Origin of the sequence: Geodermatophilus sp. DSM 44513, assembly GCF_032460525.1 — a bacterium.
Taxonomy (GTDB): domain Bacteria; phylum Actinomycetota; class Actinomycetes; order Mycobacteriales; family Geodermatophilaceae; genus Geodermatophilus.
Map to the genome: position 1 here is coordinate 1173428 of NZ_CP135963.1, position 14815 is coordinate 1188242.

Sequence of the window (14815 nt, forward strand, 5' to 3'; positions counted from 1 at the left end):
CGCCGGCCCCGGTGCGCCGCGGCCGGCGGGCGGCGGGTCAGGAGGTCGGCCCGGCCCCGGTGGGGGACGACGCCTCGTCCTCCCCGGCGTCCGGCGCCGGTGCCGACCCGCCCGGGGACCGGGTCGGCCCGCTGCCGGTGGTCGGCTCGGCGGCCGGGGTGCGCGACGGCGTCACCGACCCGGACGTGGACCCGCCGTCCTCCTCCGGGACCTCCTCCTCCGCCGGGGCACCCTCGTCGCCGTCGGTGGCCGGGGCACTCGTCCCGGTGGCCGGCGCGGTCGGGGTGGGAGACGAGGGGGCCGGGTCACCCGGCTCCTGCTCCCCGGTGGGGCCCTGCCCGCCGGTCGAGGACGCCTCGGTGATCGCGCCGATGGTCGTGGCCGCGGAGGTCTCGGTGTCCCCGACGAGCGCGGACACCGGTCGCTGCCCGACCAGCTCGATGCCGCTCAGGACCACCATGGCCAGCCCGAACACCGCCGCGGCGTAGCCGGCGACCCTGGTCCAGCGCAGCCGCCGGGGTCGCGCGGTCGGGCGGCGGGGGTCCAGGTGGGCCGGCAGCACCGCGGTGGCCGGCGGCGCCGCGGCCGACGGCCGGCCGGTGCGCTGTCCGCGGGCCTGGCGCAGCCTCCGGCTGGTGCGCTGCAGGGAGGTGCCGTAGACCGCGGCGCCGACGGTGCTGACGACGCTGGCCAGGGCGGCACCGATCAGGGTGCCGGCCAGGCCGGAGGTGGAGGCGACCACGGCGGCGGACACCGCGGCCAGGGCGCCGGCGGCCACCTGGGTGGCACTGAGCTGGGTGGCCGGTCGCGGCTCCTCGGCGGGCCGGGCGGACGTGTCGCTCGGGTCGGGACGTGGCGGGGTCATGGGCTCCGGCGGGGGTCGGTGCGTGCAGGGCGATGCGGCCGGGACGGGCGGCGCTGCGCGACGGCCTGCCCTCCCAGGGTAGGGGCGCGTCCTGCGGCGTCCCGGCGCCGATCGGCCCGCCGTGCCGCTGACCTGCACGGACGGCGTCGTGTGATCCCGCTCGCGCGCGTCCCGCCGTCCGCCCGCGCGGCGCGCCGGCGGGCGCCCGGGCACAGTGGGCGGGTGCGGATCTCGGTGGCGGGTGTGCGGGCGCTGCGCTTCGACGACGGGACGCCGGTGACCGCGGCCTCCGCCGTCGCGCCGCTGGGCGAGGGCTTCCTGGTGGCCCAGGACGACTCCACGGTGGCCGCCTGGCTGCGCGGCGACTCGGTGACCGCGCTGCGCCTGCTGCCGCCCGTCGAGGGCCTGGACCGGTTCAGCGAGGCGGCGGGCACCAAGCGGCTCAAGCCCGACCTGGAGGTGGCCTGCCCCGCGGAGGTCGACGGAGAGCCGGCCGTCCTGGCGCTCGGCTCGGGCGCCACCGACCGGCGCACCCGCGGGGTCCTGGTGCGGCTGGACGGCGGGGTGCCCGTCGTCCGCGCGGGGGAGCTGGCGCCGCTGTACGCGCGGGTCGCCCGCGTGCTCGGCATCGACGACGACCAGCTCAACCTGGAGGGCGCCAGCCGGCACGGCGACACCGTCCGCTGGTTCAACCGCGGCAACCTGGCCGCCGGGCTGCCCTCGCGCAGCGTGGACGTCCCGCTGGCCGCCCTGGTCGACGCCGTCCTCGGCCGGGCGGACCCCGGCTCCGTGCCGGTGGACCGCCCCCGCTCCTACGACCTCGGCGAGGTGGCCGGGGTGGGCCTGGCGGTGACCGACGCGATCACCCTGCCCGACGGGCGGCTGCTGCTGAGCGCGGCCGCCGAGGACACCCCGAACGCCGTCGACGACGGGCCGGTGGTCGCCGCCGCGCTGGTGCTGGTCGACGGGGACGTCGTGCTGGACGTCGGCGCCCTCCCGGAGGTGGACGGGCAGGTGGCCAAGGTCGAGGGGCTGGCGCTGCGCGGCACGCGCGACGGTGCGCTGCAGCTGCTGGCCGTCGTGGACGACGACGACCCCACCGGCCCGGCGGCGGCGCTGGAGCTGCACGTCGAGCTGGGCTGAGTGCGGGAGGCGGGAGTCGAACCCGCACGCCCGAGGGCACCAGATCCTAAGTCTGGCGTGGCTGCCGTTACACCACTCCCGCGTGGGATCCGAGCATAGGGACCCGCCCACGCGGGTGGCCCTCGCCCGACTGACGCGCCCGGGCCGGGGCCGTCTGGCAGGCTGTCGCCCGTGCCTCGCGACCCTCGACAGATCCAGCTGGAGATCGACGCCGCCCGGGAGTCGCTCGCGGCGACCCTGGACCAGCTGGCCGCCCGGACCAGCCCGCAGCGGTTGAGGGCCCAGGGGCAGGCCGCCGTCCAGCAGTTCCTGCAGACCCCGGCGGGGATGGCCGCCGTCGGCGCGGTCGGTCTGCTGATGACGCTGGTGATGGTGCAGAAGGTCCGGCACCGGAACGACTGAGCGCGACGACCGAGATGGCCCACCCCCGCCCCGATCCCGTCGGTCCCGGCCAGGAGTCGGTCTGGGACTACCCCCGCCCGCCCTCGGCCGAGGTGTCCGGTCGCCGGGTGGTGGTCGAGCTCGGCGGCCGCGTCGTCGCGGCGACCGATCGCCCGATCCGGGTCTGCGAGACCAGCCACCCGCCGGTCTACTACGTCCCCCGCGAGGACGTCGCCGAGGGCGTGCTGGAGCGCGCCGCCGGCAGCTCGTGGTGCGAGTGGAAGGGCGCGGCCACCTACTGGGACGCGGTCGTCGACGGACGGCGGTACCCGTCGGTGGGTTGGTCCTACGAGTCGCCGGTGCCGCGCTACGCCCACCTGCGCGGCGCGGTGGCCTTCTACCCGAGCCGGGTCGACCGGGCGCTCGTCGACGGGGAGACCGTGCGGGCGCAGCCGGGCGACTTCTACGGCGGCTGGATCACCGACGAGGTCGTCGGCCCGTTCAAGGGCTCGCCGGGCACGCTCGGCTGGTGAGTCAGGCGGTCGCCGGCCGCGCGTTGCGCAGCAGCGGCAGGACGACGGTCCCGAACACGTCGTCGAGGTAGCCGTCGTCCAGCGGCAGGCCGGTGAGCAGCCAGCGCTGCACGACCAGCGCGCTGATCGCCTCCGAGGTCACCGAGCCGTCCATGCCCGGGCGGACCTCGCCGCGCTCTTCCGCTCGCGCCCACATGGCGGCGAAGGCGCCGTGCCACACGGCCAGCGGCCCCTCCCGGAAGGCCTGCACCAGGGCCGGCTGGTGCTGCATCGCCGGCAGCAGCGACCGGATCGCCGCCCCGGCCGGGCTCTGCACCGTGCCGGCCACCAGCTGCAGCAGCGCGCGGGCGTCGCGCTCGACCGAGCCGGTGTCCGGCGGGACCGCGATCGCCCGGTGGATGTCGGAGAGCGTGTCCACCACCAGGTCGTGCTTGGTGCGCCACCGGCGGTAGATGGTCGCCTTGCCCACACCGGCCTCGGCGGCCACCGCGTCCATGGTCAGCGCGCCGTACCCGACCTGGGCCAGCAGCCGCAGGATGGCCGCTCGGATGACGCCGTCCCGGCTGGGGTCGCGGGGGCGGCCGCCCCGCGGGGAGCGCACCGGCGGAGGATCCTGGGTGACGATCATGGGCTGACCTTAGACACTCAGGTGAGACACGACGACACGATCCGGAACCGCCGGTCGTCGGTTCGGCGCGTCCGGCGCGTCGGCACCGACCGCGCGCCCGTCGGAGCCCGCCGTCCCCGTGCCGTGCATCCTGGTGGCGTGGCGCCCCCTGACCGACGACTGCGGCGCCGGGAGTACTGGCACCTGCCGGCCCGCGCGACCCACGTCCTGCTCGCGACCTCCGACGCGCACCTGCTCACCGAGGTGGCCCGCACGGCGCGGACGCTGGGTCTGCAGGTGTCGGTGTCCCCGGACCTGCTCGACCTCGACGACGAGGACGGCGGCCGCGGCGTCGAGCGGCTGTTCCGGCGCCTGGCCCGCGCGCTCACCACCGCGGAGGCCGAGGACCTGCGGGTCGCCACCGACCCCCCGGACGGCGGCTCGGCGCTGACCGCCCGGCTGCTCACCGCGCCGACGCTCGCCGTGGAGCTGGCCCGCCGCGGCGTCACGGCCGACATCGGCCTGCTGACCGAGGCCGAGCTGTGGTCGGTGTACCAGCCGATCGTCCGGCTCGACGACCGTGCCGTCGTGGCCCAGGAGGCGCTGCTGCGGGGGGCGGTCGGCGGGCGGGAGATCGGCGCGGAGGACCTGTTCTTCGTCGCGGAGTCCGCCGGGTGGCTGCCGCGGCTGGACCGCATCGGCCGCGAGTCGGCGGTCACCGGGGCGGCGGCCTGGCTCGGCGGCGCCGACCTGTTCGTCAACTCCGACCCCGCCTCGGTGCACCGGCCGGAGGTGAGCCTCGCCGGCACCGCCCAGGCCCTGGAGGACGCCGGCATCCACCCCTCGCGGATGGTCGTCGAGGTGGGCGAGGTCTCCGCCGTCCGGGACCGCGGGCACCTGCTCTCGGTGCTCGAGCACCACCGCTCGCTCGGCTGGCGGGTGGCGCTGGACGACGTCGCGGCGGGCTGGTCGAGCCGCTCGCTGCTCACCGCCGTCCGCCCCGACGTGGTCAAGCTGGGCCGGCCGCTGGTGCAGGCACTGCCCGACGACGGCGCGCGCACCATGGTGCGCTCGGTCGTCGAGCTGGCCCACGAGCTCGGCGCGCAGGTCGTGGCCGAGGGCGTGGAGACCGAGCGGACCGCCGACGAGGTCACCCGCCTGGGCGCCGATCTGGGTCAGGGCTGGCTGTTCGGCCGCCCCGTCCCGCCGCCGGCGACGGTCAGTGCAGGCCCCAGCCGGTGAGCACCGGACGGTCGTGCTCGTGCCCGAGCACACCGTAGGAGCCGGCCGGCAGCGCCAGCAGCGCTCCCGCGCGGGGCTCCAGCCCCAGCCAGCGCGCGGTGAGGACGCGCAGCACGTGGCCGTGCGCGACCAGCACCACGTCGCCGTCGGCCAGCAGCCGGCGCGCGCGGTCGAGCACCCGGTCGGCCCGCGCGCCGACGTCGGCCAGCGTCTCGCCCGGGGTGTCCCCGGGGACGGTGCCGTCGTCCCAGATCGACCAGAGCCGGCCCAGCTGCGCGCTGATCTCCGCCGTCGTGCGGCCCTCGTACCCGCCGTAGTCCAGCTCCACGAGGTCCTCGTCGGTGGCGGTGGGGGTGAGGCCGGCGAGCTCGGCGGTCTGCCGGGCCCGCAGCCGCGGGCTGGTCCACACCGCGGCGAGGGTGCGCCCGTCGAGGTCGCCACGCAGCCGGCGGGCCTGTTCCTCGCCCTCGGGCAGCAGCGGCAGGTCGGTGACGCCGGTGTGCTGGCCGCTGAGGCTCCACTCGGTCTGCCCGTGCCGGATCACGACGACCTCGCCCATGCCCATCTCCTCCAGTGTCGGCGGTCACATCCCGGAAGAGCAACGCCCGCTCCCCGTGCTGGCCAGCGGAGAGACCCCGTGGCACCCGGCCGCGGGCGGACCCCCCTGGAGGAAGCATGACCGCGGTCGCACCCACCGACACCTTCGCCCTCGGCGGGGACCTGCCCGTCCACCGCCTCGGTTACGGCGCCATGCAGCTGACCGGCCCCGGCGTCTGGGACGAGCCGGCCGACCCGGAGAACGCCCGCCGCGTGCTGCGCGCCGCCGTCGAGCAGGGCGTGGACTTCATCGACACCGCCGACTCCTACGGCCCGGTGGTCAGCGAGCGGCTCATCGCCGAGGCGCTGCACCCCTACCCGGAGGGGCTGGTCGTCGCCACCAAGGCCGGGCTGACCCGCCAGGGCCCCGGCATCTGGACGCCGGTCGGCCGCCCGGCCTACCTGCGCCAGCAGGTCGAGCTGTCGCTGCGCACGCTGCGCCTGGAGCGCATCGACCTCATCCAGCTGCACCGCATCGACGCCGAGGTGCCGCTGGCCGACCAGCTCGGCGCGTTCAAGGAGCTGCAGGAGGAGGGCAAGGTCCGCCACATCGGCCTGTCCGAGGTCTCGGTGGCCGAGCTGCAGCAGGCCCAGGAGATCGTCGACGTGGTCAGCGTGCAGAACCTCTACAACCTGACGAACCGGCAGTCCCAGGAGGTCCTGGACCACTGCACGCAGCACGGCATCGCGTTCATCCCGTGGTTCCCGATCGCCACCGGCGACCTGGCCTCCCCGGACAGCCCGGTGGCCGACATCGCCCGCGAGCTGGACGCCACGCCGGCGCAGGTCGCGCTGGCCTGGCTGCTGCACACCTCGCCGGTCGTGCTGCCCATCCCGGGCACCAAGTCCCTGGACCACCTCGCCGAGAACCTCGGCGCCGCCGGGCTCCGGCTGTCGGCCGAGGACGTGGCCCGCCTGGACGCCCTGGCCTGAGGAAGGACCCTCCTGCAGGGTCCTCCCCACCCCTCGCAGGCTCGGGGCGGTGACCTTGCTGGAGGGCCGCGTCCGTCGCGCCTACCGCCAGTGGCGCAGCGGACCGGTGTGCGTCCGGCGGCGGCCGGTGCGGTCCTCGGCGTGCCGCACCGGCCGCGGCCGGTGCGGCAGAGGAGCGCCCGCCGGGGGCAGGGGGACGGCGGTGTCGGCGTCGACCGGGCCGTCGAGCTCCAGTCGCCCCGCGAGCCCGGAGGACAGGACCAGCCGCCGGGTCGCCGCGGGGGCGCCCACGATCGGACAGCGACGGCCCACCGGGACGAGGGCGTCGGTGAAGCAGGCGAGCACCTGCAGCCCTGAGCCGTCGCGGAAGCGGGCACCGGCGACGTCGACGACCACGGCGCCGTCGGTGGCCACCGCCGACTCCTGCAGGGCGCGGGTGAGCTGTGGGGCGGTCGACGCGTCGACGTCGCCGGTCAGCCGGACGACGACCCGTCCGGGAGCGGGGACGACAGCGGTCTGCAGGTGCGGCACCAGTACCTCGGCAGGGGAGCGTGCTGCACCGCCGGCGGTCTCGGCGGCTGTGGCCGACCGTAGTTCCCGACCTCCGTGATCACCAAACGTGTTCACCCAACTCCGCAGCGCCTCGACCAGGGGGACCTCGACCCGGCTGCGGCGGCCGGCCCGTGCGCGCGGCACCATGACCACGTGGACGCCGAGGACTTCCGTCAGGTCAGGGACGCCGTCCGGGCGCTCGTCCGGGGGTACGCCGTCCCCCTCGAGGAGCGCATCGAGGACGAGGACCGCATCCCCGACGAGCTGCGCGACCGGATCGCCGACATGGGGTTGTTCGGCTACGCGCTGCCCGAGGAGCACGGCGGCCTGGGCGTCACGATGGCCGAGGACGTCGAGCTCGCCTTCGAGTTCGGGTACACCACCCCGGCGTTCCGCTCGCTGTTCGGCACCAACAACGGCATCGCCGGGCAGGTCATCGCCCGGTTTGGCAGCGAGCAGCAGAAGAAGGCCTACCTCCCCGGGCTGGCGTCCGGTGAGCTGATCGGCTCCTTCGCCCTCACCGAGGCCGAGGCCGGCTCGGACCCCGCGGGGCTGCGCACCACCGCCCGCCGGGACGGTGACGACTGGGTGCTCAACGGCGTGAAGCGCTACATCACCAACGCGCCGATCGCCGACCTGTTCGTCGTCTTCGCCCGCAGCGACCCGGAGGCCCGCGGCGGCCGCGGCGTCTCCAGCTTCGTCGTGGACGCCCGCACGCCCGGGGTCGTGGTCGGGCCCCGGGACCGCAAGATGGGCCAGGCCGGCGCCTGGACGGCGGAGGTCGTGCTCGACGACGTGCGCCTCCCCGCCGACGCGATGGTCGGCGAGGAGGGGCGCGGCTACGCCAAGGCGCTCACCGTGCTGTCCCGCGGCCGGCTGCACATCGCCGCGCTGTGCGTGGGGATGGCCCAGCGGGTGCTCGACGAGTCGGTGGCCTACGCCGCGACGGCCAAGCAGGGGGGTGCCCCGATCGGCCGCTTCCAGCTGGTGCAGGCGCTCATCGCCGACACGCACGCCGAGCTGCTGGCCGCCCGCGCGATGGTCCGCGAGGTCGCCGCCCGGTACGACACCGGTGAGGACACCTCGATCGGGCCGTCGTCGGCGAAGCTGTTCTGCACCGAGATGGTCGGCCGGGCCGTCGACCGCGCGGTGCAGGTGCACGGCGGGCTGGGCTACCTGCGCACGACGCCGGTGGAGCGCTTCTACCGCGACGCCCGGCTCTACCGGCTCTACGAGGGCACCAGCGAGGTGCAGCGGGTCATCGTCGGCGGCGGGCTGCTGCGCGAGGCCGGCATGCCCCGTGGTTGAGGGAGGACCCCGTCCTCCCCACCCCTCGCACGCTCGGGGCGGTGCCCTGGACGGGGCCGCAGAGCCGGGGGGAGGGCCAGCTGGCCGGGAGCTGCGGCGGGAGGCGGTGGCCGACCTGGGGACGGCGCTGCGCGACCTGACCGACGCCGCCGTCCGCACCGAGGTGCCGGCCGGTGAGCTGGCCGCCGTCGCCGCGGCCGCGCGCGAGCTCACCGCCCGGCTGCGCGCGGTCGGCCGCGGGGTGCACGAGGTGGCCTCCGTCGACGACCCCGTGACAGGGGAGCGCTGGTACAGCCCGGTACACGGGCCGGGCAACCCGGTCGCGCCCGCCGTGGCGGTCGGCGACACCCCGGACGGCCGCGCGACCGCGCGGGTCACCGTGGGCAAACCGCACGAGGGCCCACCCGGGCTGGTGCACGGCGGGGTGGTCGCCACCCTGCTCGACCACGTGCTCGCTCGCGCCGTGCGGGCCGCCGGCCGCGGCGGGCTGACCGCCACGCTGACCGTGCACTACCGCCGGCCGGTGCCGCTGGGCGTCCCGCTGCTGCTCACCGCGGAGGCCGGGGAGTCCGCCGGCCGGCGGAGCACCGCCACCGCCCGGCTGGTCGCCGAGGACGCCCCGGACACCGTGCTGGCCGAGGCCGACGGGTTGTTCATCACGCTGCGCCCGGAGCGGGCCGCCGAGGTGTTCCCGTCGCTGGCCGACCCGGCCGGCACCTGGACCGCCCGCACTGGGGACGCCGGAGCCTGACCCGGCGTCCCGGGCCCGGGGCCTGCACTCCCGCGCTGCTCCTCGCGCCCCCGCGCCGGTGCACCGGCGGGAGAGCAGGTGCACCGGCGTGGAAGTGGCCGGCAGGGGGGCGTCCCTAGTCGGCGCGCGGGCCGGGGACGTTGGCCGGGTCGCTGCCGGTGTCCCGCGCGGGCCCGCCCGCCGGCTCCAGGAGCGGTCCGGGCGCGCCCTCCCCGCGGGCGAGGGCGGCGACGAACTGCCGCAGCACGTCGTCCCCCGCGTGGGCGGGCGTCCAGTCCAGCAGCCGGCGGGCCCGGCCGGTGTCCAGGGCCGGCGCCTGCAGCCCCAGGTCCAACCAGCCGGGCTCGGTGGGCACCAGGTGGGCGGCGAAGGCGGCCGACAGCGCCGCGCGCACCGCGAACGCCGGGACCGGCACCCGCACGGTGCCCAGCGCGCGGGCCAGGCCCTCGGCGTCGAAGGTCGGCTCGGCGGCGACGTTGAACGGGCCCGCGGCGCGGCGGTCCAGGATGGCGACCACCGCGGCGGCGACGTCGTCGGCGTGCACCACCTGCACCCGCAGCGACGGCAGGGGCAGCGGGAGCCGCCGGGCCACCGGCGCGGGCACCAGGCGGGCGGCGCCGAACAGCAGCGAGCCGAGGAAGTAGCGGCCGATCTCGCTGCTGGCCTCCGGCTGGAGCACCAGCGTGGGGCGCACGACGGTGAGCGTGGTGCCCTCCCGCGTGCCGAGCAGCTCGCGCACGACCAGCTCGGCCTGGGACTTGTCCCGGCTGTACTGCGAGCTGGGGATGCCGGTGACCGGCCAGTCCTCGGCCACCTGCCGGTCGCCGGCCCCCGCGGCGTAGGCGCCGAGCGAGGACGTGAACACGAAGTGCGCCACGCCGGCGGCCGCGGCGGCGCGGGCCAGCCGGCGGGTGCCCTCGACGTTGACCCGGTGCAGCCGCTCCGGCTGCCGGCCCGGCTGCAGCGCCCAGGCCAGGTGGACGACGGCGTCCACGCCGTCCAGGAAGCGGGTCAGCTCGTGCTCGCTGCGCGTCTCCCCGAGGTCGGCCAGGTGCCAGGTCACGCCGTCGTAGGGCGCGGTGGACGGCGGCTGGCGCCGGGCCAGCCCGCGGACCTCGGCCACCCCGCTGCCGGGTGCGGTGAGCCGGCGCAGCAGCGCCGTCCCCAGGTTGCCGCTGGCGCCGGTGACGGCGACCCTCAGGCCCGACAGGTGGTTGCGGGTCAGTTCAGCCATGCCCGGCCGCTACCCGCGCGGCGGCCGGTGTACCCGGTCCAGCGGGCGATCCGGCCGGCGCCTCCCGCGACCCCGGCGTCGTCGTGGGAGCGCAGCCCGCGGGAGACCAGCGCGACCAGCAGCAGCGCGGTCGCCGCGGCGAGGAACGCGGCGCCGGTGCCGGCCCCCTCGGCCAGCCGCGCCAGCCCCAGGGTGCCGCCGAGCGCGCCCACCTGGAGCGCCAGGGACGACGCCGACAGGGCGGTGGCGCGCTGCCCGGGGGGCACCCGGCTGTGCAGCACGGCCTTCCACAGCGGCCAGGCAGCGGCGTTGGCGGTGTAGAAGACGGCGAACAGGCACCCCAGGGCCACCGGCCCGGCGAGCGGGACGACGGCGATGGCGAGGGCCGCGACGACGCTCAGGGCCGCGCTCCCGGACGCCGCCGAGCCGCGGGCCGCCCGGCGGGCGAGCGGTGCCAGCAGCGCCCCCACCCCGGCCGCGGCGTACGACACCGCCATCACGACCCCGAAGAGCGTGGCACCCTCGGCGCGGCTGCCGGTGAGGTCGGCGGCGAGCAGCGGACCCAGCAGCTCCAGGGTGGCGAGCACCGTCCCGACCAGCAGGGACACGACCAGGACGCGGCGCAGCAGCCGGTCGCGGGAGGCGAGTACGGCGGTGCCGCGGAGGACGGCGGGTACCTCGCGGACACCGGCACGCAGCGCGGCCGCCCGCGGACCGCGCCGCTGACCGAGCGGTACGACGAGGACCGCCACGGCCACCACGGAGACCGCCGTCGACACCGCGGCGGCGACCACGGGGAGGACGAGCGCGTCGGCACCCCCGCCGCCGGCGAGCAGCGGCAGCAGGCCGCCCAGGACGGCGCCCAGGCACAGGCCCGCGCCGTCGGCCGCTCCCGCGCGGGACAGCCCCGGGGTCACGTCGGCGTCCGGGTCGGCGGCGCGGACGGCGTCGACGTACCACGCCTCCAGCGGCCCGGAGCTCAGCGCCCGGCCGACGCCGCGGAGCGCCTCGGCGAGGACGAAGGCGGTGAGGTCCTCGGCGGCCGTCAGGGCCAGCAGGCCGGTGAGGCCGAACAGCCCGGAGAGGACGAGGACCGGGCGGGTGCCGAGCGCGTCGGCCAGCCCGCCGGTGGGCAGCTCGAGCACCAGGACCACCGCCGAGTAGACGGCGAGGACGACGCCGATGTCGGCCAGGGACAGTCCCCGGGCCGAGGCGAGCAGCACGGTGACCGGGGCGCTCAGGCCGACGGGCAGCCAGTGCAGCGCGGTCAGTCCGATGAAGCGACGAGTGACCGAGGCGACGGTCACGAGGGGTGCTCGGCCAGCCGGAACAGGTCCAGCAGCACGTGCACGAGCGGCGCACCGGGCTCCTCCCGCTCGGTGCGCCAGCGCTCCAGGACACCGTTGAGCTCCTCGACCAGCTCCCGCGCCGCCGTCGGGGAGAGGTGCAGCGCCCAGTCGTTGAGCGAGGTCGCGTCCCGCCAGGGCTCCTCCAGCCGCTCCCGATGCTCGGCATGGGCGGCGAGCAGCCGTCGCTGGGTGGCCAGGTTCAGGTGGACCAGCTCCTCGACCACCTCCCGCCCGCCGGGCTGGTCGAGGACGTCCTCGGTGCTCCAGCGGGTGCTGCGGTGCCGGGCCCGCCACCACCGCTCCCGGCCGGTGCCCTCGCCGGGCACCCCCTCGACCAGACCGAACCCGGCCAGCTGGCGCAGGTGGTAGCTGGTGCTGCCGCTGCTCTCACCGAGCCGCTGGCCGAGCTTGGAGGCCGTCGACGGACCCTCGCTGCGCAGCAGGCCCAGCAGGGCGCTGCGCAGGGGGTGGGCGAGCGCGCGCAGGACCCGCGGGTCGGAGACGTCGATCGTCGGCTCGTCCACCACGCGTCCGACCGTAGTGTGCAGAGATCTCTTTGCAAAGGTTTCTCTGCATCTGCCGTCGTCCTGGCCCACGTCCTCCCACAGCTCAGCCGAGCGTCGCGGAGCGGTCAGGGGGCGGCGTCCTCCAGCGGCTCACCCCGGCGCTCGGGCAGGGCCAGCGCCGCCGCCGCGGTCAGCACGAAGGCGGCGGCGAAGGTGGCGAAGACCAGCCCGTTGCCACCGGCGGCCAGCAGCGGCGGCACGCACAGCGGCGCGGCGATCGAGGCGATCCGGCCGAAGCCGGCGGCGGCGCCGGCCCCCGTGGCGCGCAGTGCGGTCGGGTAGACCTCCGGCGTCACGGCGTAGAGCGCGCCCCAGGCGCCCAGGTTGGAGAAGGAGAGCACCATCCCGGCGACCAGGACGGCGGTGTCCCCGCCGGCCAGCGCGAAGGCCCCCGCGCCGGCGGCCGAGCCGAGCAGGAACACCACCAGCGTCGGCCGGCGCCCCCAGCGCTCGACGAGCACCGCGGCGACGGCGTAGCCGGGCAGCTGGGCCAGCGTGATCAGCAGCGTGTAGCCGAAGGCCCGCACCAGGTCGAAGCCGGCGGTGTACAGCAGCGTGGGCAGCCAGATGAAGGCGCCGTAGTAGGCGAAGTTGATGCCGAACCACACCCCCCACAGCGCCGCCGTCCGCCGGCGGGAGCCCGGGGCCCACAGCGCGCCGGGACGCGGTGCCGGCGTCGGTGCCGGGGTCGTCGAGGGCACCGGGGGGACGCCGGCCGACGACTCGAAGCGGCGCACCGCGGCCTCGGCCTCAGCGGTGCGACCCTGCAGCTCCAGGAAGCGCACCGACTCCGGCAGCCCGCGGCGCACCACGACGGCGTACAGGGCAGGCACCGCGCCCAGCGCCAGCGCCCACCGCCAGCCGTCGTCGCTGCGGGGGACGACGAAGTAGCCGATCAGCGCGGCCAGCAGCCAGCCGACCGCCCAGAAGGCCTCCAGCGCCACCACCACCCGGCCGCGCAGCCGCGCCGGGGCGTACTCGCTGACCAGGGTGGAGGCGACCGGCAGCTCGGCGCCCAGACCCAGCCCGATGAGGAAGCGGAACACCAGCAGCGAGGCCACCGACCAGGCCAGCGCGGCCGCGCCGGTGGCCACGCCGAAGACCAGCAGGGTGAGCGCGAAGACCTGCCGGCGGCCGATCCGGTCGGCCAGCAGCCCGCCGAGCGTGGCGCCCAGCGCCATCCCCACGAAGCCGATCGAGCCGATCCAGGACAGCTCGGTCGGCGTCAGCGCCCACTGGACGGCGAGGGCCGTCATCACGAAGGAGATGAGCCCGACGTCCATCGCGTCCAGCGCCCAGCCCAGGCCCGACCCCACCACCAGTCGGCCGTGCTGCCGGGTGAACGGCAGCCGGTCCAGCCGCTGGGCGCGGGTGGCCGAGGTGGTGGTCGCGTCGGTGCTCACCGGCGAGGCCCTACCCAGGCGCACCGCCGGTCACGCGACGTGCGGGCTCGGTGACCTGGCCGTTCGGGGGTGTGCGCCGGCGCGGCGGGGTCCTAGGTTCCTCGCAGGCAGCGGCGGCAACGGTGCCGCCGGCCCGAGGGAGGTCCCGTGAGCGACGTGCAGCAGGCCCTGGACGACGTCCTGCACCGGGTGACCAGCGGCAGTCCCCGGGTCCCCGGCGTGGTCGCCGTCGTCACCGACCGCGAGGGCGACGTCTACCAGGGGGCCGCGGGCGAGCGGGTGCTGGGCCAGGGGGAGGCGATGACGCCCGACACGGTCCTGACGGTGTTCTCCACGACCAAGGCGGTCACCGGCACCACGTGCCTGCAGCTGGTCGAGGAGGGCCGGCTCGACCTCGACGCGCCGGCCCGGCAGTACGTGCCCGAGATCGGCGAGCTGCAGGTGCTCGACGGCTTCACCGACGACGGCAGCCCGCGGCTGCGCCCGCCCGCGCGGGACGTCACCACCCGGATGCTGCTGCTGCACACCGCGGGCTTCGGCTACGACTTCTTCAACGAGCACTACCACCGGCTGGCCACCGAGCACGGCCAGCCCAGCGTGACCACCTGCAGCCGGGCCTCCCTGCAGACGCCGCTGCTCTTCGACCCCGGCGAGCAGTGGGAGTACGGCTCGAACATCGACTGGGCCGGCCTGGTGGTCGAGGCGGTCACCGGCCGCCGGCTCGGGGAGGTGATGGCCGAGCGGGTCTTCGAGCCGCTCGGCATGGCCGACACCTCCTTCACCCTCACCCCGCAGATGCGCACGCGGCTGGCGCGGATCCACACCCGGGGGGAGGACGGCTCGCTGACGCCGACCGACTTCGAGTGGCCGGCCGAGCCCGAGCTGCACATGGGCGGCCACGGGCTCTACTCCACCGCCCTGGACTACGCCCGGTTCCTGCGCATGTGGCTCAACGACGGCGCCGGCCCCGGCGGGCGGGTGCTGCAGGAGTCGACCGTGGCGATGGCCGAGCGCAACGGGCTCGGGGAGCTGAAGGTCAAGGGCCTGCCCGGGGTGGTCCCGTCGCTGTCCAACGACGCGGAGTTCTTCCCCGGGCTGTCGAAGTCCTGGGCGCTGACCTTCATGGTCAACGACGAGGACGCGCCCACCGGGCGGCCCGCCGGCGCCCTCGCCTGGGCCGGGCTGGGCAACCTCTTCTACTGGATCGACCGGCGCACCGGCATCGCCGGGTTCTGGGGGACGCAGATCCTCCCGTTCGCCGACCCGGTGTCGGTGCAGGGCTACTACGACCTGGAGACGGCGGCCTACCGGACCCTGGGGGCGCGGGAGCCCGCCGGGGTGTGAGCCGCAC

Annotated in this window: 16 protein-coding genes and 1 tRNA gene; 8 read left to right on the top strand and 9 right to left on the bottom strand. The window is 76.7% G+C overall.

What is annotated here, in order from left to right:
• Positions 1-37: 37 nt before the first annotated feature.
• Positions 38-865, bottom strand: coding sequence for a hypothetical protein (locus RTG05_RS05705; RefSeq protein WP_166527835.1), 828 nt, complete (start codon positions 863-865; stop codon positions 38-40).
• A 222-nt stretch (positions 866-1087) separates the two neighbouring features.
• On the opposite strand from RTG05_RS05705, the gene RTG05_RS05710 reads away from it, so the two are divergent.
• On the top strand, positions 1088-2008 hold the full coding sequence (locus RTG05_RS05710) for a DUF6910 family protein (RefSeq protein ID WP_166527836.1): 921 nt from the start codon (positions 1088-1090) through the stop codon (positions 2006-2008).
• 1 nt (position 2009) lies between these two features.
• Here RTG05_RS05710 and RTG05_RS05715 read toward each other — a convergent pair.
• Positions 2010-2090 (bottom strand) — tRNA-Leu (locus RTG05_RS05715).
• A gap of 89 nt (positions 2091-2179) precedes the next feature.
• On the opposite strand from RTG05_RS05715, the gene RTG05_RS05720 reads away from it, so the two are divergent.
• Entirely contained in the window at positions 2180-2410 is a 231-nt protein-coding gene (locus RTG05_RS05720) for a DUF3618 domain-containing protein (RefSeq protein ID WP_166527837.1), read from the top strand.
• 14 nt (positions 2411-2424) lie between these two features.
• A complete protein-coding gene (locus RTG05_RS05725; RefSeq protein WP_166527838.1) occupies positions 2425-2922 on the top strand; it encodes a DUF427 domain-containing protein in 498 nt (165 codons plus the stop codon).
• Position 2923: 1 nt separating this feature from the next.
• On the opposite strand, the gene RTG05_RS05730 is transcribed toward RTG05_RS05725, so the two are convergent.
• Positions 2924-3550, bottom strand: coding sequence for a TetR/AcrR family transcriptional regulator (locus RTG05_RS05730; RefSeq protein WP_166527839.1), 627 nt, complete (start codon positions 3548-3550; stop codon positions 2924-2926).
• Between the two features lie 138 nt (positions 3551-3688).
• Here RTG05_RS05730 and RTG05_RS05735 point away from each other — a divergent pair, with 138 nt between their 5' ends.
• Positions 3689-4771: an EAL domain-containing protein gene (locus RTG05_RS05735; protein ID WP_166527840.1), complete on the top strand. Its 1083-nt coding sequence runs from the start codon at positions 3689-3691 to the stop codon at positions 4769-4771.
• Here the strand turns inward: RTG05_RS05735 and RTG05_RS05740 are convergent.
• Positions 4749-5330, bottom strand: coding sequence for a histidine phosphatase family protein (locus tag RTG05_RS05740; RefSeq protein WP_166527841.1), 582 nt, complete (start codon positions 5328-5330; stop codon positions 4749-4751). The two genes, RTG05_RS05735 and RTG05_RS05740, sit on opposite strands and share 23 nt — an antisense overlap.
• A gap of 116 nt (positions 5331-5446) precedes the next feature.
• Here RTG05_RS05740 and RTG05_RS05745 point away from each other — a divergent pair, with 116 nt between their 5' ends.
• Positions 5447-6301: an aldo/keto reductase gene (locus RTG05_RS05745; RefSeq protein ID WP_166527842.1), complete on the top strand. Its 855-nt coding sequence runs from the start codon at positions 5447-5449 to the stop codon at positions 6299-6301.
• Positions 6302-6382: 81 nt separating this feature from the next.
• Here RTG05_RS05745 and RTG05_RS05750 read toward each other — a convergent pair whose 3' ends face one another.
• Positions 6383-6832, bottom strand: coding sequence for an STAS domain-containing protein (locus RTG05_RS05750; RefSeq protein WP_166527843.1), 450 nt, complete (start codon positions 6830-6832; stop codon positions 6383-6385).
• A gap of 174 nt (positions 6833-7006) precedes the next feature.
• On the opposite strand from RTG05_RS05750, the gene RTG05_RS05755 reads away from it, so the two are divergent.
• Together RTG05_RS05755 and RTG05_RS05760 are read left to right on the top strand one after the other, a co-directional pair.
• A complete protein-coding gene (locus RTG05_RS05755) occupies positions 7007-8161 on the top strand; it encodes an acyl-CoA dehydrogenase family protein (RefSeq protein ID WP_166527844.1) in 1155 nt (384 codons plus the stop codon).
• A gap of 106 nt (positions 8162-8267) precedes the next feature.
• Complete coding sequence (locus RTG05_RS05760; RefSeq protein ID WP_166527845.1) at positions 8268-8912, top strand: PaaI family thioesterase; 645 nt, start codon at positions 8268-8270, stop codon at positions 8910-8912.
• A gap of 115 nt (positions 8913-9027) precedes the next feature.
• Here RTG05_RS05760 and RTG05_RS05765 read toward each other — a convergent pair whose 3' ends face one another.
• The 4 genes from RTG05_RS05765 to RTG05_RS05780 all read right to left on the bottom strand — a co-directional run bounded on the left by RTG05_RS05765 (position 9028) and on the right by RTG05_RS05780 (position 13464).
• Positions 9028-10146 (bottom strand): NAD-dependent epimerase/dehydratase family protein, encoded by a 1119-nt coding sequence (locus RTG05_RS05765; RefSeq protein ID WP_315912361.1) that lies wholly within the window; start codon positions 10144-10146, stop codon positions 9028-9030.
• Positions 10134-11453 carry an MFS transporter gene (locus RTG05_RS05770; RefSeq protein WP_315912362.1) on the bottom strand — a complete coding sequence of 440 codons (1320 nt, stop codon included), beginning with the start codon at positions 11451-11453 and terminating at the stop codon, positions 10134-10136. The genes RTG05_RS05765 and RTG05_RS05770 overlap by 13 nt, the downstream gene beginning before the upstream one ends.
• Complete coding sequence (locus tag RTG05_RS05775) at positions 11450-12022, bottom strand: winged helix-turn-helix domain-containing protein (protein WP_208104812.1); 573 nt, start codon at positions 12020-12022, stop codon at positions 11450-11452. Before RTG05_RS05775 ends, RTG05_RS05770 begins: the two co-directional genes overlap by 4 nt.
• Before the next feature lie 104 nt (positions 12023-12126).
• Positions 12127-13464, bottom strand: coding sequence for an MFS transporter (locus tag RTG05_RS05780; RefSeq protein WP_166527847.1), 1338 nt, complete (start codon positions 13462-13464; stop codon positions 12127-12129).
• Positions 13465-13611: 147 nt separating this feature from the next.
• On the opposite strand from RTG05_RS05780, the gene RTG05_RS05785 reads away from it, so the two are divergent.
• On the top strand, positions 13612-14808 hold the full coding sequence (locus RTG05_RS05785; RefSeq protein WP_166527848.1) for a methyl acetate hydrolase AcmB: 1197 nt from the start codon (positions 13612-13614) through the stop codon (positions 14806-14808).
• Positions 14809-14815: the final 7 nt, after the last annotated feature.

Coding starts and splice junctions, on each gene's coding strand:
- RTG05_RS05705 (WP_166527835.1), bottom strand. CDS start 865: ATGACCCCGCCACGTCCCGACCCGAGCGACACGTCCGCCCGGCCCGCC.
- RTG05_RS05745 (WP_166527842.1), top strand. CDS start 5,447: ATGACCGCGGTCGCACCCACCGACACCTTCGCCCTCGGCGGGGACCTG.
- RTG05_RS05740 (WP_166527841.1), bottom strand. CDS start 5,330: ATGGGCGAGGTCGTCGTGATCCGGCACGGGCAGACCGAGTGGAGCCTC.
- RTG05_RS05730 (WP_166527839.1), bottom strand. CDS start 3,550: ATGATCGTCACCCAGGATCCTCCGCCGGTGCGCTCCCCGCGGGGCGGC.
- RTG05_RS05725 (WP_166527838.1), top strand. CDS start 2,425: ATGGCCCACCCCCGCCCCGATCCCGTCGGTCCCGGCCAGGAGTCGGTC.
- RTG05_RS05765 (WP_315912361.1), bottom strand. CDS start 10,146: ATGGCTGAACTGACCCGCAACCACCTGTCGGGCCTGAGGGTCGCCGTC.